Origin of the sequence: Streptomyces sp. P17 (assembly GCF_032436805.1) — a bacterium.
In the GTDB taxonomy this organism is placed as follows: domain Bacteria; phylum Actinomycetota; class Actinomycetes; order Streptomycetales; family Streptomycetaceae; genus Streptomyces.
This window is the reverse complement of sequence record NZ_JAVRBF010000009.1, coordinates 135710-160167: the sequence shown is the minus strand read 5'-3', so window position 1 is coordinate 160167 and position 24458 is coordinate 135710. Positions and strand designations below refer to the sequence as shown.

23 protein-coding genes are annotated in these 24458 nt (G+C 69.1%); 16 read left to right on the top strand and 7 right to left on the bottom strand.

What is annotated here, in order from left to right; genetic code table 11:
* Positions 1–184: 184 nt before the first annotated feature.
* Both RMT89_RS08470 and RMT89_RS08465 read right to left on the bottom strand, forming a co-directional pair.
* Positions 185–808: a 2'-5' RNA ligase family protein gene (locus RMT89_RS08470; RefSeq protein WP_244313349.1), complete on the bottom strand. Its 624-nt coding sequence runs from the start codon at positions 806–808 to the stop codon at positions 185–187.
* 13 nt (positions 809–821) lie between these two features.
* A complete protein-coding gene (locus tag RMT89_RS08465; RefSeq protein WP_139063548.1) occupies positions 822–2270 on the bottom strand; it encodes a helix-turn-helix domain-containing protein in 1449 nt (482 codons plus the stop codon).
* A gap of 599 nt (positions 2271–2869) precedes the next feature.
* Here RMT89_RS08465 and RMT89_RS08460 point away from each other — a divergent pair.
* The 13 genes from RMT89_RS08460 to RMT89_RS08400 all read left to right on the top strand — a co-directional run bounded on the left by RMT89_RS08460 (position 2870) and on the right by RMT89_RS08400 (position 15435).
* Positions 2870–4249: an ATP-binding protein gene (locus RMT89_RS08460; RefSeq protein ID WP_315883175.1), complete on the top strand. Its 1380-nt coding sequence runs from the start codon at positions 2870–2872 to the stop codon at positions 4247–4249.
* 54 nt (positions 4250–4303) lie between these two features.
* A complete protein-coding gene (locus RMT89_RS08455; protein ID WP_007495346.1) occupies positions 4304–4846 on the top strand; it encodes a roadblock/LC7 domain-containing protein in 543 nt (180 codons plus the stop codon).
* Positions 4846–5238: a DUF742 domain-containing protein gene (locus RMT89_RS08450; RefSeq protein WP_063741749.1), complete on the top strand. Its 393-nt coding sequence runs from the start codon at positions 4846–4848 to the stop codon at positions 5236–5238. Before RMT89_RS08455 ends, RMT89_RS08450 begins: the two co-directional genes overlap by 1 nt.
* The gene (locus RMT89_RS08445) at positions 5216–5785 is read left to right on the top strand and encodes an ATP/GTP-binding protein (protein ID WP_007495342.1); all 570 of its coding nucleotides are present in this window, start codon (positions 5216–5218) and stop codon (positions 5783–5785) included. Before RMT89_RS08450 ends, RMT89_RS08445 begins: the two co-directional genes overlap by 23 nt.
* 8 nt (positions 5786–5793) lie before the next feature.
* Positions 5794–6333: a GAF domain-containing protein gene (locus tag RMT89_RS08440; RefSeq protein WP_007495340.1), complete on the top strand. Its 540-nt coding sequence runs from the start codon at positions 5794–5796 to the stop codon at positions 6331–6333.
* A gap of 205 nt (positions 6334–6538) precedes the next feature.
* On the top strand, positions 6539–7759 hold the full coding sequence (locus RMT89_RS08435; protein ID WP_007495339.1) for an acyl-CoA dehydrogenase family protein: 1221 nt from the start codon (positions 6539–6541) through the stop codon (positions 7757–7759).
* A gap of 332 nt (positions 7760–8091) precedes the next feature.
* Complete coding sequence (locus RMT89_RS08430; RefSeq protein WP_007495337.1) at positions 8092–8907, top strand: zinc-dependent metalloprotease; 816 nt, start codon at positions 8092–8094, stop codon at positions 8905–8907.
* A gap of 32 nt (positions 8908–8939) precedes the next feature.
* Complete coding sequence (locus RMT89_RS08425) at positions 8940–9443, top strand: hypothetical protein (RefSeq protein ID WP_007495335.1); 504 nt, start codon at positions 8940–8942, stop codon at positions 9441–9443.
* Positions 9444–9472: 29 nt separating this feature from the next.
* Positions 9473–10249, top strand: coding sequence for an SAM-dependent methyltransferase (locus RMT89_RS08420; RefSeq protein ID WP_007495333.1), 777 nt, complete (start codon positions 9473–9475; stop codon positions 10247–10249).
* Positions 10250–10356: 107 nt separating this feature from the next.
* Entirely contained in the window at positions 10357–12573 is a 2217-nt protein-coding gene (locus RMT89_RS08415; RefSeq protein ID WP_007495331.1) for a tetratricopeptide repeat protein, read from the top strand.
* Positions 12574–12619: 46 nt separating this feature from the next.
* Entirely contained in the window at positions 12620–13546 is a 927-nt protein-coding gene (locus tag RMT89_RS08410; protein WP_007495329.1) for a hypothetical protein, read from the top strand.
* A gap of 175 nt (positions 13547–13721) precedes the next feature.
* Positions 13722–14384, top strand: coding sequence for a hypothetical protein (locus RMT89_RS08405; protein WP_315883174.1), 663 nt, complete (start codon positions 13722–13724; stop codon positions 14382–14384).
* Between the two features lie 412 nt (positions 14385–14796).
* The gene (locus RMT89_RS08400; protein ID WP_007495325.1) at positions 14797–15435 is read left to right on the top strand and encodes a hypothetical protein; all 639 of its coding nucleotides are present in this window, start codon (positions 14797–14799) and stop codon (positions 15433–15435) included.
* A 213-nt stretch (positions 15436–15648) separates the two neighbouring features.
* On the opposite strand, the gene RMT89_RS08395 is transcribed toward RMT89_RS08400, so the two are convergent.
* The 3 genes from RMT89_RS08395 to lexA all read right to left on the bottom strand — a co-directional run bounded on the left by RMT89_RS08395 (position 15649) and on the right by lexA (position 17842).
* On the bottom strand, positions 15649–16314 hold the full coding sequence (locus RMT89_RS08395) for a nuclease-related domain-containing protein (RefSeq protein ID WP_007495323.1): 666 nt from the start codon (positions 16312–16314) through the stop codon (positions 15649–15651).
* A 215-nt stretch (positions 16315–16529) separates the two neighbouring features.
* Positions 16530–17036 (bottom strand): hypothetical protein, encoded by a 507-nt coding sequence (locus RMT89_RS08390; protein WP_007495321.1) that lies wholly within the window; start codon positions 17034–17036, stop codon positions 16530–16532.
* Between the two features lie 128 nt (positions 17037–17164).
* On the bottom strand, positions 17165–17842 hold the full coding sequence (gene lexA / locus RMT89_RS08385) for a transcriptional repressor LexA (RefSeq protein WP_315883173.1): 678 nt from the start codon (positions 17840–17842) through the stop codon (positions 17165–17167).
* 248 nt (positions 17843–18090) lie between these two features.
* On the opposite strand from lexA, the gene RMT89_RS08380 reads away from it, so the two are divergent.
* Both RMT89_RS08380 and RMT89_RS08375 read left to right on the top strand, forming a co-directional pair.
* Positions 18091–21576 carry a DNA polymerase III subunit alpha gene (locus RMT89_RS08380; protein ID WP_208865797.1) on the top strand — a complete coding sequence of 1162 codons (3486 nt, stop codon included), beginning with the start codon at positions 18091–18093 and terminating at the stop codon, positions 21574–21576.
* Positions 21577–21580: 4 nt separating this feature from the next.
* Positions 21581–22597: a DNA polymerase thumb domain-containing protein gene (locus RMT89_RS08375; protein WP_007495315.1), complete on the top strand. Its 1017-nt coding sequence runs from the start codon at positions 21581–21583 to the stop codon at positions 22595–22597.
* On the opposite strand, the gene RMT89_RS08370 is transcribed toward RMT89_RS08375, so the two are convergent.
* On the bottom strand, positions 22577–23449 hold the full coding sequence (locus RMT89_RS08370) for a trypsin-like peptidase domain-containing protein (protein ID WP_007495313.1): 873 nt from the start codon (positions 23447–23449) through the stop codon (positions 22577–22579). The genes RMT89_RS08375 and RMT89_RS08370 overlap by 21 nt on opposite strands.
* A 183-nt stretch (positions 23450–23632) precedes the next feature.
* Between RMT89_RS08370 and RMT89_RS08365 the strand changes: the two genes are divergently transcribed.
* Positions 23633–23833 (top strand): hypothetical protein, encoded by a 201-nt coding sequence (locus RMT89_RS08365; protein WP_007495311.1) that lies wholly within the window; start codon positions 23633–23635, stop codon positions 23831–23833.
* 141 nt (positions 23834–23974) lie between these two features.
* Here RMT89_RS08365 and RMT89_RS08360 read toward each other — a convergent pair whose 3' ends face one another.
* Positions 23975–24346 (bottom strand): hypothetical protein, encoded by a 372-nt coding sequence (locus RMT89_RS08360; protein WP_007495309.1) that lies wholly within the window; start codon positions 24344–24346, stop codon positions 23975–23977.
* Positions 24347–24458 lie beyond the last annotated feature (112 nt).

The following is a 24458-nucleotide window of genomic DNA, read 5'->3' as shown; positions in this document are numbered from 1 at the left end:
TCAAGTAGACATGGACGAGGTCAGGACCTGGGGAATTACGTGACGCCGGGCCCGGGGAATTACGTGACCGTTCACACGTGACGTGCTCACTGACGCAAGTGGGATTACAGCCCGCCCGGCCCTGCCGCCGCCCGGCCCTGCGGCCGAACGGCTCTGCAGGTGGGGTTGTCTTCACATTGGACAGTCACCCCAGTGGCACGGTTGTGTAGGGCTCCCACTCGTACATCTGGTTGTCCCTATGGATGACGATCAGCTCTGCCGTGGTGATGCGCGCACGTGCGGGCTCCGCATCAAGCTCGGCCAGCGCTTCAGCGATGGGATCTTTCGGTCCGTCGGTGGCGGAGTAGGCGACGGACATGTGGGGCGTGAAGCCGTGGGCCTGTTCGGGTACATCGCCGAGGACGTCGCCGATCGCGGCACGGATGGCGTTGCGGACGGCTCGGACTGGTTCGCTGGGCTGAGCGGGCAGGAGGACGGCTTCCGGGTCGATCGTCGCCGGTCCGAACTGGACGTCGAAGGCGGGGATCGCCGCCAGGCGGGGGCGGGCGGCTGCGACGACTGCCTCGACGTCCTTCTTGTCGATCTCGTCGATGAAGTTGATGCCCTGCATAGTGAGGTGCAGCCACTGATCAGGGATGAGCGTGAGCGCCGGTTCCAGGGGCGCGAGGGCGGAGCGGTATTCGGCGGCGAGCCGGTGTACGTCCTGCTGACCTTCGAAGGTCAAGTGCCAGGTGTAGAAGCGGCGGCCCACGTTCCATCCGGGTCGCCACCACCAGTGATTGCGCATGCCGTTGGGCTCAGTCGTCATGGCGGTGATCCAATCAGGTGCTGCTGTGCCCTGGCGAGAGGGCCGCAAGACGCCGGGAGGCGGAGTCTCGTCCGAATTCGTCGATCGCCGCGCGCAGGCCCACGACGGCCCTGCCCGCTCCGCGCAGGTGGCCGAGGCCGGCGCCGAGTTCCGTCAGCCGGTCGGCGACCGGGGCTAAGCGCCGGTCTGGGGAGAGGGTGAGGACCGGCTGTAACGCCTCGTATGCGCCGTCGGGCTCCCCGAGATCCAGGTACGCCGCCGCGCGGCTGATGTGGATCTGCGCGACGGTCCCGTAGGCCCGTACGGGTTGGGCGTTGATGAGGTCGAGTGCGCGGTCTGCGGATTCAAGGGCGTCGTTGGGCCTGCCGATACGCAGTTGTGCGGCGGCGGCATAGTTCTCCTGCCGCGCGGGCGTGCAGGCGAACAGGCCGCCGATGTCGTCCGCGTCGGTGACGGCTTCCCGTGCGGCCTCGGCGCGCGTGAGTGCGGCCAGTGCCTCATTGACGGCTCCGAGTTGTGACCAGGCGTCGGCTTCCTGGCACGCGAGCAGGACCGCCACGGTGCCGCCGGGGGCGTAGGAGGCTCCGCGGCGGGCGTGCTGGAGGGCGTCCTTGAGCCGTCCGCTCCAGAAGGCGGTCTTGGAACGGACGGACAGGACCCATGCCCGTAGCGTGTCGCTGCGGGCCAACTCTGCGCACAGCCATGCTGTCTCGCTCTGGGTCTCGGCCTCCGCGGCGTGTCCCAGGTCCGAGGACATCCAGGCCAGCAGGCTGCACAGGTAGCCACTGATCATGTAGAGCTCGCTGGCCTGGTGGGGGTGCTGGTGGCCGCCCAGGAGCCGGCCGGCCTCGGCGCGTAGTTCGCGGGCGCGGCTGAACAGGGCAATGGGGTTCGAGTCCGGCTGGAGGTACTGGGAGGCCAGGAGCTGTGTCTGTCCCCACAGCTGTGCGAGCGAGAAGGCACCAACGTTGGTGATCTCCGCCCAGCGTGCCCAGGTCAAGGACTCGTCCGCAGCCATCTTCACCAGTTCGGTGCCGCCAGGTTCGACGTCTGCGGGCGTCATCCGGTTGAGGACGTTCAGTTCCCAGGCGGGAAGCTCCGCACGGTCCTGGAGGTCCAGGAGGTCCTCCACGCCGCATCCGTAGACATCGGCGAGCGCGAGGAGGACCGGGATCGTGGGCCGGCGCTGGGTGGACATGACTGGCCAGCGTTCCCACTTGCTGACGGCGGATGTCTCTGCGGCAATCGCCTCGTCCTGCTGCTGGCTTCTGTCATTGAGGCGGTCGGCCACCTCTTGCAGTGACCAGCCGTGGGCGTGGCGCCAGGCTTCCCGCGGTCGATAACCGAACTGCGTGCGCATCTCCGCTGCGATGGCGGACATGGGGCTGTCCAGCTCGGTCATCTGTCGCCGTAGGGCGTCTCTCGCCGCCTTCGAGTCCTTGGCTGATCGAGGCGCACTCATGTAGCTGCTCCCTGGGTGTCGTGGTCGGCTCACCGTAGACCCGTGGTTTCGCAAACCGTCCCAGATCGTGAGGGCCCTTGGCCCCAACGTGCCGAAAAACGCGGGTAGTAGAGCCGTTTTCGCAGGTCACAGCGTTGCATGTCAGCCGAAAAATTTGGTCACTGCTGACCGTGACGACACCGTGCGGCTCTTGAAACCGTAGGAGCAAGGACACCAGCCGTCTCAGAGGTTCCGACTACGACCTGCGGGACCTTACTGCCCGGCCGACAGCCTGTATCGGCAAGGCTGAAGCGACGGCCTGATGTCCTGACAAAAGCCGGGTCACCAGGTGAAGAGCATTCAGGCTAGCCGCGCGTCCCCCGTCGCGGCTGCGGATTCTTCCCTGGTGGCCCTCCCCCTCTGCGCCCCCAAGGATTTCGATGTCTGCGTTCCCGACTCGCCGCCGATCCGGCCATCGTCGTGCACGGCAGAGACGGCCGCCGGCCGAAAAGCTGGTCTACGGCCACGTCCAGGGCGCAGTGGCCACGCCAATGCTGATCCTGACCTTCGTCCTGTGCGCGGCGGGCGGCTTGTGGTCGGCGGCGCCAGCGTACGTTGGGGTGCCGCACCTTCTGATCGCCTTCGGGGCCGGCGTGCTCACCGCTCTGGCCGTCGGGCTGTGGCGGGCCCGGGTAGCAGCACGGGGCCTCTGCCGGGCTCAGCAAGAGGGATCGCGGCGAGTACTCGACGCGATCGGCGCCGTCGGCCGAAGCGCCGAGTGGTCGATGCAACAACTCCAGCAGGGCCACACGCCCCGGGTCCCGTCTCCCGGGGGCCCGGACGATCCGGTCGGTCCTGCGGCTCAGGTGTCCGACCCGGCGGTACCCGGTGACATCATCGTCTTCTCCGAGGTCGAGACCGCGCTTGAGGAGCTTCAGGCTGACGTGGTCGGCAGGGTGATCGCGGCGTACGAGCAGTCGCGTCTGGTGGTCCGGCACGCGATGTTCCGCCACATCGCCCAGCGCGAGCATCTGCTGATCATGAAGCTGCTCGCGGCGCTCGCAGCTCTGCAGAACCAGGTCAAGGCCGCGAGCCTGCTCAACGAGATCTTCCGGATCGACAACATGGCCGTCAGGTTGCGGCGCATGGTGGACAACCTCGCCATCCTCGGCGGTGAGTCGGCCAGCGCCGTACGCCAGCCGGTCACCGTCACGCTGGTTCTGCGCGGCGCGATCCAGGCTATCGAGCAGTACGAACGGGCCCGCGTCGTGCACGGCTCCCATCCCCCCCAGCTGTCACTGCCCGGCCATGTGGCGCCGGACGTCACCAATCTGGTGTGCGAACTCGTCGAGAACGCGACCCGGTTCTCCGCGCCGAACACACCCGTATGGGTGGAGGCGCGGACGGTGTCCGCAGATCTGGTTATCGAGGTAACCGACCGCGGCGAGAGCATGCCCAGAGACCTGCTGGACCAGGCGAACACACTGCTCACCTCGCCTCACCTCGTCGACGTCCACAAGCAGTTGGAGGACGGACGGCTCGGCCTGCTGGTCGTCGGCATGACCGCGCAGCGCCACCGCATCCACGTCGAACTGCGCCGCAACCCGGGGGGCGGGACGACCGCGTTCATCACCGTGCCGGGAGATCTGCTCGTGTGGCCCGAGCCTGAACCCGAGCAGGAGTTCGCCGCCCCGGTTCCAGAGCGCCGTGCCCCCGCTGCCCGGCCTCTTCCGGCCGCCGTGGCGGCGGGGCAGGCGCCCGGGCAGCTGCCACAGCGCCGAGGTGCCCGGCAGGCCGCACCGTCGCTCGGCCCGACGGCGGACGGACTCCCGCCGCTGCCAGTGCGCCCCGACGCCCCGTCTGGCACGCCGCAGCCGCAGAGGAGCGCCGCCGGCCCGGCGGCTGTGACCGATAGCCCCGGTCTGTTCGGTGACTTCAGGCGCGGGAACCAGCGCGCCCTGGCCGAAGACATCCCGTCCGTGCCCGCCGACAGTCAGTGACATCAGGGGCTCCGGCCAGGGGCCGGAGCCGACCCGATCCAGGAAGGTCTCACCGTGACGAATCCCCCCACCCCCACCGTCGCTCAGGACACCACCGCTGCTCCGCCGCCCGACCTGACGCCCGCCCAGACGGTGGCATGGCTGCTGGACGCTTTCGTGGAGGGGGTGCCCGGAGTGACACACGCCTTGGTCGCGTCGAAAGACGGGCTGACCCTGCTGGCCAGCAGCAACGTCGCCAAGGACTGGGCGGACACCGTGTCGGCGGCGCTGTGCGGTTACGCCTCGCTCGCCGCCAGCACCCCGGGCCCGACCGGGACCAAGCAGCACGCGCGGCAGATCGCCATCGAATTCGACGACCATCTGTTCGTGGCCATGGCCTCGGGTGTGAGGCAGCATGCCGCGTTCTCCCATCGCCCCTCGGCCGAGGGCACCGTGGAGACGGTCCTGGGCGTCCACACCGAGACAGCCGCTGACCTCGGTCTGATCGGCTACGAGATGCGGAAGCTGATCAAGCGGTTCCCGCAGCGCATGACGACACCGGTCCGGCAGGAGCTGGCCGGCGCCTTCCCCGGCAGCGCTCATGCCGACCTGCGGTGATGACGTCCGAGGACGGAACGCCGTGGACCGTCGTCGATGCCCTGGGCGTGCGGCCGTACGCGGTGGCTGGCGGGCGCACGCAGTCCCGGCACTCATCGGACCTGCAACTACACACACAGCTCGAACCGGGCACCGAGACCTCTCCGGGCCAGGTCGTGCCCGAGGCACGACAGATCGTGGAGCTCTGCCTCACCCGGAGGCGCTCGATCGCCGAGCTGGCCGGAAGGATCCGTCAGCCGGTTCCCGTCGTGCAGGTCCTCGTCTCGGACCTGATTGACATCCACGCCGTGCAGATCGCCCCCACGGTCTTCGCCAGCGACCCAGGAACTCTACGAGAAGTGGTCGCCGCACTCGAAAGGAAGTGGCCCGATGCCCGCCGGACGGCTTGCTGACACACTGAAGTTCGTTGTGGCGGGCGGCTTCGGCGTCGGCAAGACCACCCTGATCGGCGCGGTCAGCGAGATCGAGCCGCTGCGCACAGAGGAAACTCTCACCCAGGCGAGCGCGCAGACCGACAGCCTTCACGGGGTGGAGACCAAGACGACCACCACGGTCACCCTGGACTTTGGCCGCATCACCTTCCCCGGGCTGGAAGTGCTCCTCTTCGGCACCCCGGGGCAGGCCCGGTTCGTCCCTTTCTGGGACCACCTGATCTCCGGAGCCCACGGCGCCGTCGTCCTGGTCGACACCCGTCGGCTGGAGGACAGCTTCCACGCCGTGAGCTACTTCGAACACAGCGACGTGCCGTTCGTCGTCGCGGCCAACGTCTTTGAGGGCGCCCTCCGTTACCCCGAAGACGACATCGCCCGCGCCCTACGACTGCCGCCGGGAATCCCCGTCATCTCCTGCGACGCCCGGGACGAGAACTCCGCCGCCGGCGTCCTCATCGACCTGGCCCGGCACGCCCATTCCACCGCCCTGACCGCCTCCGCTGTATAGGACCCCGCATGACCTCCGACCACCGTGACCTCGTCCTGGCGACGCTCAGCCAGAACCCCGCCGTGATCCGTACCCGCAGGGAACTCCTCGCCCGGCATGGAGTCACCGGAGAGGCCGATGCCTCGTTCGACGACATCGCCGACCGCCTGGCCGCCGAGACCGGATTTCCCTACGCCATGGTCAACTTCACGCTGGAGCGACAGCACTTCGCCGGGCTGCACAACCCGCCCGCCGACAGCGGCCTGTCTATCGTCGGCCGCGACATGGACCCCAGGCACGGCTGGTGCCCTCACGTCGTGGACCGCGAGCTCGGCCTCCCGCTGCACGACGTGCACGCCTCCCGCCTCTACTCCGGCAACCCCGTGGTCGACGCCATCGGCATCACGGCTTACTACGGCGAACCGCTCATCCACCCGGACACCGGGACGGTCCTGGGCACCGTGTGCGTGATCGACCAGCGGGTGCACGAGCTCACGGAATCGGACGGCCTCATGGCGATCGTCGAGAAGGCGGCGGCCGAGACCATGGCCAACATCCTCTCCCGCTAGCCCCGCGTACCCGAGCAAGAGCACCGGACGGCGGCCGCACCCCCACGCCCTGCGACAACCCGGTGGGCACACACCTCCGACATCCACCCGCCGACGGCCCTTCACCCCCGGGTCGCCGACCTCATGCCGGACCGCCCCGGCCTCCATGCGCAGGCCCGGGCGGACACCACCCGCCACCCGCCCACACACGAGGGGACACGACCCGATGCCGACCGCCCTCTCCCTCCCGTTCCTGACCGACGACCACCTCAGCCTCCTGAACGAGGCGGAGGCCTTCGCGACCTCCCGGCTCACCGCGCTCGCCCGCCAGATGGAAGAGGGCGGCCCTCACACCAACCGTGACGTGCGTCAGATCCTGAGCGAGACGGGCTGGCTCGGCCTGCTCATCGACACCGAGGACGGCGGCCTGAACCTCGGCCACACCGCCAAGACCCTGGTGCTCCAGGCCGTATCCCGCGTCAGTCCTGCGGCCGGCGCGACCCTCCAGGCATCCATCCTCGGCTCCGCCCCCATCGCCGAGTACGGGAGCGAGGAGATGCGGCGCAAGCTGCTGCCCGAGATCGCCGCGGGCCGCTGCTGGCCCTCCATCGCCGTGACCGACCCCGAGCGTGGCAGCCACATCCTCGGCTTGGAGGCGACCGCCCGACCCAGCGGCGGGCAGTACATCCTGGAAGGGGAGAAGGTCCTGGTGGGCAACGCGGCCATCGCGGACGTCCACTGTGTCGTCGTCCGGACCGGGAAGCCTGGCGACCGCCACAGCCTCACCGCCTTCCTGGTTGAGCAGGACACCCCCGGTGTCGACATCGTCCCCGCGCCCGTCAACGGGCTGAGAGGTTTCAGCGTCGACACCCTGCGCCTGACCCGGGTCTGTGTCCCCGAGACCAACATGATCGGCGAGTTGGGCGACGGCCTCGATGTCGCCCAACTCGCCAGCGTCGTCTATGGACGTCTCAACCTCGCAGCCGTCGCCCTTGGTATCCACCAGCGGATGCTCGACGAGACCACCCAACGGGTCTCCACCCGCAAACGCCGCGACGGGCATCTAGCGGATCTGCCGACCGTCCGCCACCGCGTCGCTGAGATGCAGCACCACCTGATGACCGCCGAACTCGCCGCCTACCACGCCGCGCGCCTCCTCGACCAGGGCAAGGCATGCGACCCATGGCTGCACAACGCCAAACTCACCGCCCACCGCGCCGGAGCGGCCTCCTCCGAGCACGCCAAACAGCTCTACGGCGGCCACGCGGCACGCATCGGAGAGCCGATCGAGCAACTGCGAAGGGACTTCGACCTCATCCATGCCCCGGCAGGACCCGACGATCTCCAGCTCATACGCCTGGCCGAATCCGTCCTCGGGCCTCACCACCCCCAGTGGTCGGCCGAACACGCGGTCCGCCGCGCCCGCAGGGCACCCCACGCCGCCTGACTCCGCTGAACCGCCCACACCACGAGAGACCGTCGTGATCGTCCGCGAGCACACCGTGATTCCCGACGCCTTCCCCGCGTAAGTGCACCACTCACCCCTACGCAGGCGGTCAAGCCCCCTCAACCTCTGCGAGAAGAAGCCTCCGTGATCAAACGACTCGTCCACTCTCCGCGCCCCTCGTGGGCACAGTCGCCTCCCACCGTGGGATCGAGAGGGCTCGTCAGTATTCCGATGAGCCCCCATACGGCGATCGTCGCCGCCCTCTCGGTGGGACAGCACTCCGGTCCGCCGTCCGCCACGTCCTTACCCGCTCTCGACCCGAAAGCCCGCGCATGACCACGATCAACGTTCAGGACGAGACCGGCCGCAGCGGGCAGCTGGCCGAGGACATGCACACCTTCCTCGCCCAGGCAGCACCGTATGTCGAGAAGGTCACCCAACTGCAGCTGCCGCACACCGTCACCGTGAAGCTGCTGACCGTCCCGGGCTTGGCCACGAACTACTCAGCCTTCATCCGCCGCCAAGTCGAACGCGACACCACTGACGTCGAGTTGACCGAGTCGGAGCAGAAGAAGGCAGCAGCGCTTCCCATAGCAGCAGGCTGGGCTGCACGCACGACGTGGGCAGTTGACGCCTCGGTCCTCGTCGCCAACACCGTCGGCTGGCCTTCGACATTGATCGTGCCCCAGGCCCTTGCGCATCAGGGCCTGCTCTCTGACCCAGACGGCCTTTGCGAGTTACTCGTTCGTGTGCTCGCCGAACAAGCCCAGGTCGAGGCGTGTCGTGGAGTCCTCGTCCCAGGCAGCGCCTGGCCAGCTGTGCAGGAAAGTCAGAACCCCGTGTCCCAGCTGAGCGCCGGGCATGCCTCGTGGGCTACCCGCGAGGCGACGCCGCTCGTTCTTGGCAAGCCCGTGACGGACACGCGGCGACAGTGCTCATGGACCTATCGGCGTCAGGCGGCGCTCGTGTTCATAGCCTCCCGCGGACAGCACGGCCGGGTGCTGCGGAGGGCCACCGCGTTCGTCGATCAGGCGATGGCCGCGATCGGCCCTGAAGGCTTCAACCGTCTGTGGGGCACGCACGATCTCGTTCCGACGCTCGACGAACTACGCCACCCCGACCGTTGGCTTCAGCGGCTGCCCGCCTGATCTCCACCGCTCATGGATGAACGGCCCTCGACGTGATCGCAATCCGGCGTAACAGCGCGCCTTCGCTGGCCCCCACCGCCGCCGCCGTCGAGCCGCCGTACACGATCCCCACCCTGGCCGCGAACGACCCCGGCCGGGAGGCGTACCTGCTACTGGGCTCGGCGTGGCGCAGCTCCAAGGCCTGTCTCGTACAGACCGGGCAGCGGTTCGACGTGGTGCGTGCACCGCAGCAGATCTGCGCCCCGGTCCTCGCTCACCTGCGGTCACACCGCGTGCAGCACGGCGCGGTCTTCGCTGAAAGTGGCTGCTGGGACTTCTTCGTCCCGCTGGGATCCGGCCGTCTGCTATGGCCGCACTGGGTCACCTATCTCGGCGGGCCCACGGTTCAGATCCCGCCGCGTGCCGCCCGCGACGACACCCTCAACCTGCGGTGGATCACTCGCGGAGCTCCGACCGGGCAGCTCCTGACAGATCCCGAGGTGCTGCGCCCCACCCTGACCGGTCTCGCACCCACCGATCCCCGATCCGGCCCCTGACTGGACACGACGTCTCCGGAGGAAATCCCTTGAACGGCCATATCGACACGTCCATCCCACACTCGGCACGGACCTGGAACTACTGGTTGGGGGGCAAGGACAACTACCCCGTCGACCAGGAGGCAGGCGACGCGTACGCCGAGATAGCCCCCCAGGTCGTGACCATGGCACGCGAATCCCGCAGGTACCTGATCCGCGCGGTCACCCTCCTCGCCAGCGAACTCGGCGTCCGCCAGTTCCTCGACATCGGCACCGGCCTGCCGACGTACGACAACACCCACGAGGTTGCCCAGAAGATCGCCCCGGCCGCCAAGATCGTCTACGTCGACAACGACCCGATCGTCCTGGCCCATGCTGCCGCCCTGCTCTACAGCACTCCTGAGGGTGTCACCGCCTACATCGACGCCGACCTGCACGACCCGGAGACGATCCTGCGCCACGCCGCGGCCACCCTGGACTTCAAGGAGCCCATCGCCCTGATGCTCATGGGCATCCTCGGCCACATCGAGGACTACGCCGAGGCGACGGCGATCGTCCGCCATCTTCTGGCATCCCTGCCCTCGGGCAGCTACCTCGTGCACTACGACGGCACGAACACCGACGCAGACCTCCTGAAGGCCCAGGCCGGCTACGACAACACCGGCGCCGTCCCGTACGTGCTGCGCAGCCCCGAGCAGATCGCTGCTTACTACGAGGGGCTCGAGCTGCTGAAGCCGGGCATCGTCTCCTGCCCCCTGTGGCGCCCTGATCCAGAGGCATCCCCTGAACCGACGTACATCTACGGAGGCGTCGGCCGGAAACCGTAGCTCGCGATCCCACTGCTCACCGATGGCCTTGACCGCGTAGCGCAGGACCGACCACCCCTCTGTGGCACGAACCACCCGGCCAGCGCCGCCACCAGGAGCAAGTCACTGTGATCCCATCCCATCCGCCCGACAGTCCCCTGACCGGCCGCGCAATCTCCAACCAGCTTGCCCACAGCACGGTGTACGGCCCCGTCATCCAGGCCGACAGCGTCGCCGATGTCCATGTGACCGTGCATGAAGCAGTGTTCACTCCGCCAACGCCTCGCCAACTTCCGCCCGTGCCCGCCGTATGGACGGACCGGACCTACGACCTGGTCCAGCTGGCGGCCGCAGTCGACCGTCTGGGTGCCGACTCCGTGCGCTTGATCGCAATCAGCGGTCCCAGCGGCATCGGCAAGACCGCCCTTGCCACCAAGTTCCTCCACATGCATTTGGAGCAGTTCCCTGGCGGAGCTCTGTACGCCGATCTGCGCGGGTACGCCCCCGGGGGCCCCGCCTCCGCCTCGGAGATCCTCGCCCGTCTTCTGCGGTCCGTTCGTCCCGGCGTGCGTGCCACGTCGGCCGAGGAGCTCGGCGCATGGTGGCGTACGGCGACCGCCGTCCCCGACCGTCCGGTGTGCGTCCTGCTGGACAACGCCACCGACGCAGACCAGGTGCAGGCGCTGCTGCCGGGCGGCCAAGGCCACGTTGTCGTGACCACAAGCCGTCACGTGCTGGGAGGCCTCGCCGGCCATGGAGCCCGGTTCCACAGGGTCGAGCCGCTCGACGACGAGGCCGCGCAGGACTACCTCGTACGCCAACTCGGTCGGGAACGGGTCATTGGAGAACGTCAGGCCACAGCCCGGATCGTACGGCTGTCCGCTGGGCTGCCGATGGCCCTGGCCGTCGTCGTCGGCACCCTCGCAGCCCAACCGGACCAACCCCTGGCAGCCGCAACCTCCGCGCTGATGCATACCCGTGACTCAGTGCGGCTTTCCCACCCCGTTCTCACCCTGCAGGAGGTGGCTGTGACCACAGCCCTCGACGATCGCTATCAGCAACTCCCGCCGGCCGCCGCGACGGTGTACCGGCGCTCGGGCAGCATGTTCCCCCTGGACGTCGACCCCGCACTGGCCGCAGCCCTCTCCGGCCTGACCCAATCCGCCGCGCGGGAAGCCTTAGACGTGCTGCGCTCCGCAGGCATGATCGAGGCCGTCCAGGCCGGGGACGACCCTGTACGAGGCGCCGTCTACCGATACCACGACAGCGCCCGCGAACACGCCGCCGAGCGGTTCGCCCAGGAGGAGCCGGACGGTGCGCAGGAGGTGCTGCGCATGGCGCTGGACTTCTTCCTCGACGCCGCCTCACGCGCCGAACGGCGCCTCACCCCCACGCACCGCCCGCTCGCCCGGGAGTACCGATTCGAACCTGCGGACCCGGTCACCTTCAACACCGACGCCGAGGCCCTGGCGTGGCTGGAAGCCCAGCAGGACAACCTACGTGCCGCCGTCATCACGGCGGCCGCCGCCGGGCTCGACTCATCGGTCTGGCAGCTCACGCACGCCCTCTGGCCTCTGCTTCGCGCCCACCACGACTACGACCTCTGGACAGTCACCCACTCACACGCGGCCCGCGCGGCCCGCAACTGCCAGGATTCCGCCGCCGAACTGGAGATCCTTGGCACTTGGGCCGTCGGGATACGCGGTGCTGGCCAACACGACGAGGCAATCGAGGCGTTCGACCAGGTACTTCACCTGGCCAGATCCGCGAACGACGGGCGAGGCGAAGCGCAGGCCCTCCACGAGCTCGGCGCAACCCACCTCGCTGCGAACTGTCCCGCGGATGCCGAGCCCTTCCTCCTCCAGGCCCTCACTCGACGTACCGAGCTCGCGCGCCAGGCCGAGGCCGACGAGGACACCCGGGAAGAGATCACCTTCCGGCGCGCGGTCGCCATCACCAAGGTCTGCCTCGGCCAGGTTCAGCTTCTGCTCGAACGGTCATCCGAGGCGATCGGCACGCTCTCCTCCGCCCGTGCCACCCTCGTCTCCCTCCAGGACTCCATCGACGCGGCGCGCGCGCTGGCCTGGCTCGCCCGCGCGCATGCGATCGACGGCGATCTCGACGAGGCGGCACTCCTCGGGCGTCAGGCCGTCGACGAGTTCGACCGCGCCGGCTCCCCACGTTGGCGGGCGCACAGCCGCGAACTGCTCGGCCAAACCCTCCAGGCAGCTGGCCGCCGCAACGACGCCGAGGCCCTTTACCAGCGGGCCGTCGCCATCTACACCCCCATCAGTCCGCGCGACGCAGACCGCGTACGGCAGCAACTACGTGCTCTGTCCTCGTGACCTGCCCCCACGTGCTCAATCAGCCACGCAGCCGGAGGTGGACAGCATGACAAAGCAGACCGACGCGACCGAGCTCGACCTGGTCGGCTGGAACATCCTGAACGGAGGAATCGACGGAGACCAGGAGTACCGCCGGGAACGGCAGATCGACTTCCTGGCCTCCTTACAGGACCTTGATCTGCTGTGGATCATGGAGGCCACGGACTGGGACAGGGGAGATCGCTTTGCCGATCTGGCCGACGCCACGGGGCTGACCGCGCTCCCGTACGTGACCTCCAGCAACGGCGACGGACGTAACCACAGCTGCATGTACTACCGAGCCGACAGGCTCCGCCTCGTCTCGCCGTCCAGTGTGCTGGCCCGCGGAGCCTTGCATCACGGGGCAATGCGAGCGGAGTTCGAGGTGAACGGCGTGCGCCTGCTGGCGCTCGGAGCGCACCTCACCTATAGCAGCCCTGCAGGCCGGCTGCTGGAAGTCCCTCATCTCGCCGACTACGGGCAGAAGTTCGGAGACTGGCCGGAGGACTGTGTCCTGATCCAGGACGGGAACAGTCCCGACCTCCACGATCCGGAGCCGGCGGACTGGTCAGCGGTGCCGCAGAATCTCTGGCACCGCTATCGAAAGCGTCTGGGCGACGGTTCGTACGGCGGGTGGGACACCGACGCTCTGCAGATGCTGCTGAATGCCGGCTGGCGTGACCCGCAGGATGACGTGCCGATGCGGCGGCCACCCACGGTCGGCTACTGGTACGAGAACGAGCAGGTTCCCCTCCATCTCGACCAGGTCCTCGTCACCGGTCGGCGGATCGAGGTGGTCGACTACCGCACCCTCGGTGCGCCCCGCTCCTTCGCCCCGGACATCCCTGCCCCAGACACCCCGGGCACGGAGTTCGGTCTGACCGACCTGTCCGACCACCTGCCCGCCCATCTGCGTATTCGCCTGCACCGCAACCCGATCCGCACAGCGGCCTGAATCAGAAGCTGCGAAACCCGGGACGCGAAAGGGCTGCCGTAGGCGGCGCTCTCGGGTCCCCATTCACCATCACTTCAGCCAAAGAAGGGCGCGACCAGAAGTGCCAGTTTTGCCCCAAGTCCCCGTAGGACAGGACGGGTTCATACCGATTCCTGTGCTGCGTGAGGTCGACATCATGGCCGGCGAAACGGGCGTCGAGCCCGTCATCACGTTCGAGGGCACGGCCGCGGTCCGTCTCACACACACGAGCGGCCGTCTGCGGATCGAGACGGTCTTCCGCCCGAGCAGCAACGGATGGAAGAGGAACGCCTACCAGTTCTTCCGGGACGGTGAGCGCAAACCCATGCCGAAGTCCTGGGAGGCCTATCGCGCGCTCCGCGAGCGCCTTCCACCCGACGCTTCCGGGCTGGCGGTGCTCCCTGCCCTGACGCCGCTCAGCCCAGGCGAGCCGCTCCCCCTCCAGATCCGTCAGAGCCTCAGCCAATGCGAGATACGGCTGGGCGGTCGTGACGACGTCGCCGTCTCCGTCGGGCGCGACGGTAAAGGTCGATACGTCCTCGCCATCGCAGGAACGAAGGCGACCCTGCACATGACCTTCGAAACCCTCGTCCGCAGCGGCAGGAAATGCGCCGTTCTCGCCAGTACCGATCCGATACGGGTGATCACTGCAGAGGGAGCGGACCTCACGGAAGAGGTCCAGGGCAAGCTCAACAAGGCACTCGCCCGAATTCTCCCTGACCCTCCGGGTGCCGCGTCGCCCGAAGCCGACCCGGGGCGGCCCCAGGGAGCGCAGGCAGGGGGACCGTCGGACCGGACGGGCACTGTCATGCGGTGTTAGCCGCTACCGGCCAGCAGAGCCCTCCCGTACCGCCGAGCGGACCCGTGTCCGGTCCGACGGCGTCCGGGACCCCGCATCTGACGGCCCCCCGCTGACCTGTGGGCAGCGGGGGGCCGTTTCGGCATCACCCCAGGGCGATCCGTCCTGCCGTCGCCCTGTCCAGCGGCGACTACTGGGTGTTCAGCCCATGTGGAATCCGGTGCGGAGTCCCGGCCTGGGCGATCTCTGCTCCGCACACGCGAGCCCGATTCCCTCCTACCTGACCCAACTTGCCCAGTTCTAATACGAATTGACATGCTTTCAGTTGTGATGCAACCTTCTGTCGCGCCCGCTTCGGAGGGCCGACGAGAGAGGAAGATCCACGGCACGACTCACCGAGTACGACGAGAGCCAGGCCGCGAAGCGTCTGCGGGTGCCCGTGGCGGCCTTCCGGTGGGCGCGGCACGCCGGCGTCATCCCGGCGCCCGACGCGTCCTCCAGCCACTGGTCGCGGCCGGCGGTGGAGGCGATGGCCCCGGAGGCGATCCGGACCTCGCTCCCCCGGGAGCCGATCGGCGCGGCCGTGGCCGCGGACTTGATCGCCCAGGCGCTGGGCACCCCGAACCTTCCCGACGATCCGCCGGCCGTAAGCGCGTTCGCCGTGCGCCGGCTCATCCACCTCGGTCTGCTGGCCAACCTGAGCGCGGACCCGGACGCCGTGCTCGTCAACCCTGACCAGGTGGCCGCCGTTTGCGCGATACCCGACCTCGCTTCGCGCCTCGCGGCCGAAGCGCCGCTCGGACCGGACCAGTCTGCGGCCCGGCTCGGCGTCAGGCGGGTGGACTTCGACTACATGCTCACGTTGAAGTGGGTGGAGCCGGTCGAGCGGCGCAAGGTCTCGTTCGGGACGTCCAAGGCAGGGGCGGTCACGGTGCCGATTTTCCGTACAGCCGACATCGACGCCCTGCCTGGCGCCCATCCGGAGATCGACTGGCAGCAGCTGGTTGCCGTGCGCAAGGGCCAGCGTTCACCGCTGGCCGCACTCGCGAGGGAGGCCGCAGAGGCCGCCTGACAGAGCAGGTGGGAAGACCCGCCCGGCATGGGCGAGGCGCCTGCGGTGATCTCGCGGATCCAGCGAGCGCAGGCGCCTCTGCTATGCCCCGGACAGTGTGCGGGGGTTCAGTGACTGCAACCCAGGGCTCACAAAGATCATTGTAAAGGCTGACTTGATAGGCTGCGAGGTCTTTTCTCCTTGATGTAGCGGTCTGGAGAGTTCCTCGGCCGGTCAGCGTGCGGAAGCGGGAGCGAGTCGGGTGTCCGCGATGCGGGTGGTCTCGCGGATCAGCGCCCGGTCCCATCCGGGAGCGTCGGGAAGCGAACGGATGTAGCGGCGGAGGTCGCGGGCCTGGACGACGGTGACGCCGTCGAGATGGATCCGCCCTCCGGGGACACGGGCGCCGTGGACCGCGATCACCGCGTGGACCGGCCAGCCGAGGACGCGCCTGACCTGCTCCGCTTCCCAGCGGACGGTGGCGACTGCGGGGCCCTGGGAGTAATCGCCGTACCAGAGCTGCCCGTTGCTCTTGACACGCACCTTCGAGGTGACCGAGGTCCAGTTCTTGGTGTCGACGTAGATGAGGCCGGATCGCCCGACGATGAGGTGGTCGAGGTTCGCGCGCGATTTAGGTACGGCTCGGTCGTGGAGGACGGCGTACCGCCGCGTCCAGATCAGAGGGAAGAGCAGCCGTGCCGTGCGGCGCTCGCCAGCCGCGCCGATGGCCCAGGAGTTCCGCCCAGGGGAGGTGCGGCAGCTGCCGACGATGAGGGCGGCAGCTGCCGCAGTGGCGCCCGCCTTGATGCCGAGAATCTGAGTCATGAGGAACGCGAGTGCGGCCGCGAATACCAGAGTGATGGGCAGGGGAAGCGCCCGCCGGCGCTGGCGTGCTGCCATCTGCTGTGCGCTGGCTCCTGCGCGGTTGCGGCGGCGTGCCGAGCTCAACGGGCGATCCCCTCGTTCGGTGGTGTGCCGTCGGACCGTATGACGGCTGGTCTGTGGACAGATTTCGCGCGGAGGCCCGCGTCCCGCCGCCGGTCGGCCGGCGGCGGGACACTCGCGGGTCGTCCTTGCCCCTCCGGGGAGGGGCAAGCTCTCGGGGAGCGACGAGGTCAGCAGCCGTTCGCGACGGGCGTGAACTTGACCTTGTCGCCCTCCTGCGCGGTGCTGGCCTTCGCGTAGGTGGCGTGGGTGACCTGGAACCACACGTCCCGGCGGCGCTGGTCGCCGTTGACGGCATCGAGTTCCACGCACCAGCGTTCGTGGCGGATCACCCGGGTGTAGGACTCGGTTCCGCTGCGCACCTTGCGGCAGGTGGTGACGGGCCTGTTCTCATACCAGGTGGTGGTCGAACTGCGCTTGCCCACGCGCGTGCGCGACGTGTGCTTGATCTTCTTGGTGGTGGTCGTGCACCGGTTGACCATGCGGGGCCGGACTGCGGACGCGGTCTTCCGGGTGACGTGGCGAACGTCGTCACGGAGGCCGGAGACGGTGTCGTCGTGTCGGGCTTCCGCAGGGGCGTCGCTCCGGTGAGCGCCCGTGGCGGGGCCGCAGGCACTCAAGCCCACGCTGAGGATGAGGGCTACTCCGGACAGCAGCATCTGCCGCTTCTTCGTCATCAACTCTCTTTCCTTGGGGCCTCATTGCAGGCCTCCTTCGCGGGCGAGGCGTTCCCACACCTTCCACCCGTTGACTCTTAAGACACTACATGCACGCTTGCAGAATGGCAAGTCTTAAGAGACGCGCATCAGAGGCGTCGCATGACCGCGACGACGCGGCCGAGGATCGTGGCCTGATCTCCCGGGATGGGCTGGTACGCCGGGTTGCGCGGAACGAGCCAGACATGACCCCCGTCGCGACGGAGGCGCTTCACGGTCGCCTCGCCGTCGATCATGGCGGCGACGATGTCTCCGTTGAGGGCATCGGACTGCCGGCGGACAGCGACCCAGTCGCCGTCACAGATGGCCGCGTCGACCATGGAGTCACCGACCACCTCGAGCGCGAACACCTCACCCTCGCCGACGAGCTGCCGGGGCAGTCGCAGGACGTCCTCGACGTCCTGCTCGGCGGGGATGGGCGCACCGGCGGCAATGCGTCCGACGAGCGGCACGCAGACCGGGGCGGCTCCCGCGTCGGCCGGAACCTCGCTGCCCACAGGCGGCGGCGCGAGGACGTAGGCACGCGGCAGGGTCGGATGGCGGCGCAGCGCACCTTTCCTCTCCAACGCCTTGAGCTGGTGGGACACGCTGGAGGGGCTCGCGAGATCGACGGCCGCGCCGATCTCCCGCATGGAGGGCGGGTATCCGCGCCGGCGGGTGAAGTCACCGATGTAGTTGACGATGCGGCGCTGCCGGTCGGTTAACCCCTCCTCGGCCGGTTGCGGGCCGACCGGGCGTCCGGGACGGCGCGAGGCAGCAGCGCTCAAAGCCGTCCCCCTCCCCCATTTCGATGATCTTCGTCTACCAGCACATTAGCCCGTCGACAGGAAACAGACAGCCGCCGATTCGATTCCGTGATCCGGCTGATTCACCCGGCCCGAAGAGCGCTCTCCGCGGGTGCAACCGACCCGTTCAGCTGCAACGAATCGACGTGTTCGATTTTTGTTCGATACGGTGATTGGATCCAGCCACGTGGCTGGATGGGCAAGGGGGTGTGCTGGAACGGAGGTGCCGGATGCCTGGTGGTGTGCACCTGCGGGTCGCGAGCGGCTACTCCGCGCGGTTCGGTGCCTCCTTGCCTCAGGACCTGGTCCGGCGTGCCGCCGAGCGCGGGGTCACCACCCTCGCGCTGACCGACCGGGACACCGTGGCCGGCATAGTGCGCTTCGCTCACGCTGCCGCTTCCGCCGGGATCCACCCGGTGTTCGGCGTGGACATCGCCGTCGCCGCCCTCCGACCGTCAGCAACTCGTGAACGGGCCCGGACGCCGGTACGCGGCGGTGCTCACGTAGTGGAGCCCGCGCTTCGCGTGACTCTGCTGGCGAAGAACGCCCTGGGGTGGGCCCGGCTATGCCGTCTGCTGTCGGCGGCACACGCCCAGGCATCCGGCGGATCGCCCGTGGTCTCGTGGTCGGTCCTGCGCCAGTACGCCGACGAGGATCTGGTGGTGCTGCTCGGCCCTACGTCCGAGCCCGCGCGAGCACTCTCGGCCGGGCGGCCGGATCTGGCGGTTCAGCTGCTCGCGCCGTGGCGCGAGCTGGCCGGAGAGAACGTACGGCTCGAAGCGGTCTGGCTGGGCCAGTCCGGAACGGGGCCGGGCTCGCTGCGGCTGGCGGCGCGGACCCTCGGCCTGGCCGATCAGGAGAGGGTGGGCGTGATCCTGACTAACGCGGTGCGGTACGCCGACCGCGGCCAGCACCGGCTGGCCGACGTGCTCGACGCGGCCCGGCTCCTGCGCCCGGTCGACCGCCGACGCCTGGACGGCGGGGAGCGCTGGCTAAAGGGACCGGACGCCATGGCGGCCGTCTCGGACCGGATCGCCGCGGCCGCCGGCGGCGGCGCGGATCGCGCCGCGGCCCTGCTCGCCGAGACGGCGGCGATCGGGCAGCAGTGTGTGATCGACCCGGTGCGGGACCTGGGGATGGGCCGGCCGCACTTCCCCGAGGCACAGGTGGTGGGGGCGGGACCGAACAACGGGGACGCGATGCGCCTGCTGCGCCAGCGGTGCGAGGCGGGCATGGTCGCCCGGAGCCTGGACACCGACCAGCGCGCCATGGATCAGCTGGAGTACGAGCTCGGGGTCATCGAGAGGTTGGGCTATGAGGCGTACCACCTCGCCGTGGCGCAGGTCGTGAGCGATGTCAGGGCGATGGGGATCCGGGTGGCCGCACGCGGCTCGGGCGCCGGGTCCATGGTCAATCACAGCCTCTTCGTGGCCACTGCGAATCCCGTCTCCCACCGGCTCCTCTTCGAGCGGTATCTATCGGAGCGCAGGACCTCGCTCCCTGACATTGACCTGGACGTCGAGTCGGCACGGCGGCTGGAGGTCTACGACAGGATCTTCGAGCGGTTCGGCCGCGAGCGGGTCGCTGTCACAGGTATGCCGGAGACCTGGAGGGCCCGGCACGCCCTCCGGGATACCGGACTTGCGCTCGGTCTGGCACCTCAGGTCGTCGACGAGATCGCCAAGGCCTTCCCGCACATCCGGGCCCGAGATATCCGCTCCGCGCTCAAGGAGCTCCCCGAGCTGCGCGACCTGGCCCGCCGGGCGGACGGCTTCGGACCGTTGTGGGAGCTCGCAGAGGGGCTCGACGGGCTGCCACGGGGCTACGCGATGCATCCGTGCGGGGTGATCCTGTCCGACGCGAATCTGCTGGACCGGGTGCCGGTGCAGCCAACCCCCGGCGGCCAGTATCCGATGATCATGGCCGACAAGATCGACATCGACGTGGAGGGAGACTGGCGGGGCTGGGGCCTGCTGAAACTGGACGTGATCGGGGTCCGGATGCAGAGCGCTATGGCGCACGCGGTCGCGGAGATCCGCCGTGTCACCGGCCGGCAGATCGACCTGGACAACCCAGACCATGTTCCTCTGGACGACCCGGCGACGTTCGAACTGATCCGCCGCGGGGCCGTGTTGGGCTGCTGGCAGATTGAGTCCAGCGGCCAGCAGGATCTGATCGGCCGGCTACAGCCGCAAAACCTGGCGGATGTCATCGCCGACATCAGCCTCTTCAGACCCGGACCTGTGGCGGGCGGCCTTCCGGCCAGGTTCATCGCCGCCCGGCACGGGATAGAGGCGCCCCGCTATGCACACCCTGACCTGGAGCCGATCCTGGACGACACGTACGGGGTGATCATCTGGCACGAGCAGATCATCGCCGTCTTCGTCCGTATGACGGGGTGCGACCGCGCCGCCGGCGATGTGGCACGCCGGGCGCTCGCCGACTCCGACCGGCTGCCGCGCGTGGAGACGTGGTTCCGACGGGCCGCTGCGGAACGAGGCTACAGCACCGAGGTGATCAGCGACGTCTGGTCGACCGTCAAGGAGTTCGGGGCATACGGCTTTTGCCGCGCCCATGCAACGGCGTTTGCCGTTCCCGCAGTTCAGAGCGCATGGCTGAAGGCACACTATCCGGCTGCGTTCTTCGCCGGCCTGTACCAGCACGACCCCGGGATGTGGAGTCGCCGCGTCCTGGTCGCCGACGCGCGCCGCCTCGGCGTGCCCGTCCTGCCGGTCGACGTCAACGCCTCGCGGGTCGCCCACAGCGTCGAGTCGACCTCCGAAGGGTGGGGGGTGCGGCTGGCACTGTCCACCGTGAAGGGCATCAGCGAGGTGGAGGTCGGCCGGATCGCCGCCGGTCAGCCCTACAGCAGTCTGCAGGACCTGTGGCAGCGCGCCCGGCCCTCGCTGCCCACCGCGCAACACCTGATCCAGATCGGCGCCCTCGCCTCTCTCCAGGGCAGCCTCACCCGGCGGGACCTGCTGCTCCAGGCCACCGAACTACACCGCCACTCACGCAACCGGACGGCCACCGACGGACAGCTCCCACTCGGCGGGGAGCTGGTCACCGCGGGCCCCGCCGGGCTGCCCGAGATGACCAGCCGCGAGCGGATGAGTGCCGAGCTGGAGGTGCTGTCCGTCGACGTGTCCCAGCACCTCATGGACCATCACCACCGGTTGATGCGGGAGTTGGGCGCAACCGACGCCGCGCACCTGCGCGCACTGCACCGCGGTCAGCGGGTCTTGGTCGCCGGCGTCAGAGCGGCCACCCAAACTCCCCCGATCCCGTCGGGTAAACGGGTGATCTTCTGCACGCTCGAGGACGGGTCGGGCCTGGTCGACGTCGCGTTCTTCGAGGACTCCCACGACGTGTGCGCGCACACCGTGTTCCACAGCGGCCTCCTCCTGGTCCGGGGCACGGTGGAACGACGAGGCGCGCGCAACACCATCGTCGGCGAGATGGCGTGGGACCTGGAGGACGTCGCGGCCGCCCGTCGCGACCACGGCCCGCAGGCCGCGCTGGAGATGCTCGGGCAGGACGCGCCAGCCCGCACCCCGGCCCAGTCCACTGAGGAGGCAACCACCCCGGCGCCGCGGACACTGACGGATGGAACAGCCGGCTCCCGGCTTCACCCCTACGCCGACCTCCATCCTGCGGGGACACGCTCCGCCGACCTGCGCCGACTGGGGCATCGCAGTCCGGGAAGTGCGGGGTGACCAGATGACCGACATCATCCACATCCGGTTCGAGATCCCGGCAGCGGCCGACGACCTGGTGGCGGACCTTCGGCTCCTGCTGGAGGATTTCACGCCCCGCGTCCAGTTCCTGCCTCCGGACAGCGCCCGGCTCGACGTCACCGGAGCCCGCCGCTTCTGGGGGCGGGACGCCCGAGGGATCGCCCAGGTCATCCAGTTGCGGGCGGTCGCGCTGTACGGCGTGCGCAGCGCGGCGGGCACGGCGTCGTCCCCGATGCTTGCCGCGATGGTGTCTGCGCTCGCCCCCCTCGGCCAGGTCTTCGCCGTGGGGCACGGCACCGACGAGATCCGCACGTTCCTTCATCCTCGGCCGGCCCGGGAGCTGCCGGGCGTCGGCACCGCGACAGCTGGCACGCTCGCCCGGTTCGGTCTGTACACCGTCGGGGACGTCGCCGCCGTCCCCCTGCACACGCTCCAGCGTCTGCTCGGTGCCCGCGCGGGCCGGGCACTGTACGACCGGGCCCGCGGACACGATGTCTCCGCGGTCGACTCCGCGCCGCCAGCACGGAGCCTCAGCGCACAGCACCGGTTCGTCTACGACGAGCTCGACGCCGTGCAGCACCGGCGGGTGCTCCTGGCGCTCGCCGTGGAGCTCGGCGCGCGCCTGCGCGCGGCCGGGCAGATCGCCGAGGGAGTGTCGGTCATCGTGTCGTACGCCGACCGGTCTGCCACCACGCGCAGCCGAATCCTGCCTGAGGCGAGTCACCACACGGTCTTCCTGGGCCGGGGTGCATACGCGGCGTACGAGACGCTCGGGCTGCAGCGAGCTCGGGTGCGGGGCATCATCCTGCGCGCTGACGGGTTGCGGCCGGCGGACCGGGCGACGCGGCAGCTCGCCCTGGACGCCCAGGACGACAAGCAGCTGCTGATCGAGGCGGTCGCCGATCGGGCGCGGGCCCGGTTCGGGGACGGCGTGCTGTATCCGGCGGCACTGGCATCGGCGCCGCCGGGCCGGTATCGGTCAGCGGACGGGATCGGGTGACGTCCAGCCGGGCGGTGCGACTTCAGGAAGGATCTCGAAGAGGGCGTCGGTCGTCCACACCATGCCCAGATCGGCGTTCGGGTCGAGCCGTCCGCTGTAGACCCCGACCAGGGCGGTGACCGACTCGTCGTGCGCGATGACATCGCCGCCGGCGACGACCGGTTCGCCGGGCCTGATGTGCATCACGACCGGTGACCCGGACTGGCCGGGACGAGTGCGGGAGTCGAGGAGGAATCCGGGCAGTTGGTCCCAGCGGGCGAAGGGCTCGCTCGCGACCGGCGCTGCCGTCCACACCGCGAACGGCCAGCTTCCCGTGTGGCCAAAGGGGAAGCCGAGGACGAACAGGCGGTCGGTGATCCGCAGGGGGATGTCGACGTCCACCTCGCTGCCCTGCTGGGCGCGGCGTTCGGGGGCGAACAGGTCGCGCAGGGTGGGCCAGGTGTTGGGCATGAACGCCTCCACCGCGCTGTCCGGGACGGCGCCAATGTGCAGTGCGGCGATGTCGATCCGCCGCTCGCCGGGGCTGCGCCACCGTGGGCCGGACTGGAATTCCTCGTCGTACAGCTCGAAGTCTCGGTCGATGGGGTGGAAGGCGTCGTCCCCTTCGCCGGCGAAGCGAACCCGGAGGTAGTCCGGGCGAAGGCCGTCGGCGCGCATGGCCTCACCGTTGTCTGAGCGCCGTCCGCTGAGGACGTGCCAGGCGGTGACGAGCCAGAAGTCTCCGGGGATCCCGACCAGGAAGCCCGTGGCCGGCCCGAGGAGGGTGTCCTCGCTCCCTCCCAGGGAGCGGTGCCATGCCTCGATGTACAGGGCGCCGAAGGACAGTGTGTGGATACTGCGGACTCCTCGCATGCGCAGGAGCCTATGCGCCGGCGGGTGAGCGGCCGGCGTCCCCGGTCGACGCCGTGGCAACTCGCCCGTGATGGAGGGAGCTTGGCTGCTCGTGAGGGCTCGTGCGGCCTTGGCTCACGCTCTCGGGGAGGTCAGGGTGACGTCCACGGCTGGGCCTCGCTCACGCACGGTTCGGAGCAGATCGTGAAGCTCTTCATGCCCAGGGTGCTGAGCCGAGAGTTGATCCGCGTTGATGGCAAGGAAGACCCGCCCCCCTTGGACGTCCGCGAACTGGCCGTATCGCTGCCTGGCCGCCACCGGTCCAAGCTCCCGGCACTCGATCGTGTGGAGGGCTCGGTTCAGCTGGTGGATGAAGGCGCCAACCTCGGCGTCGGGGGGCAGTGACTTCCAGCCCCGCCCGCTCCCAGGAGATACGACAAATGCCGCCGCAGTTGAAGATTCATGGCCCATGACGTGCATTCTCCTTCGCAGTCAAGGTTGCGAGACGGATTCCTGGTCTAGACGCACTCGGTGTGCGTCGCGGGGTCATCCGCGCTGCACTGGGGATCGGTGGGGCAACGCGGAGGGCTTAGAGATGAGGAGTCCGGGCCGCGTGGTCGTCACCTCCCTGACCATCCAGCCGTCTTCACGCAGCAGGTCGGCGTAGGCGGCGACGAGAACAAACTCCTCAGCTGCGTTGCCGGCGAACGTGCGGTCGTTGTCGGCCCTCGGGAACGGGGCACGGTGACCGACGCGAGCCTGCTCCGTACCCGGCGCCCCGGGCAGGCACAGGAAGCCGGCCGTGGCGACGGCACCGGTCGCGTCGAAAGTTGCCGCGGGATGGTGTGCCAGCAGAAGCGCAGTGGCAGCCGCGGCTACAGCCGCGGTTTCGTCCTCGGTCAGGTCCGCTGTTTCCATGGAGTTCCCCTTTCAGCGGGCAGTCGGTCGGTCCCGTGCGGCTGTGGATGCGAGCTGGTCCGGGACGGTCCGGAGGCGTACGACGGTCTGCGGACCGTCAGGAGAGAGTCTT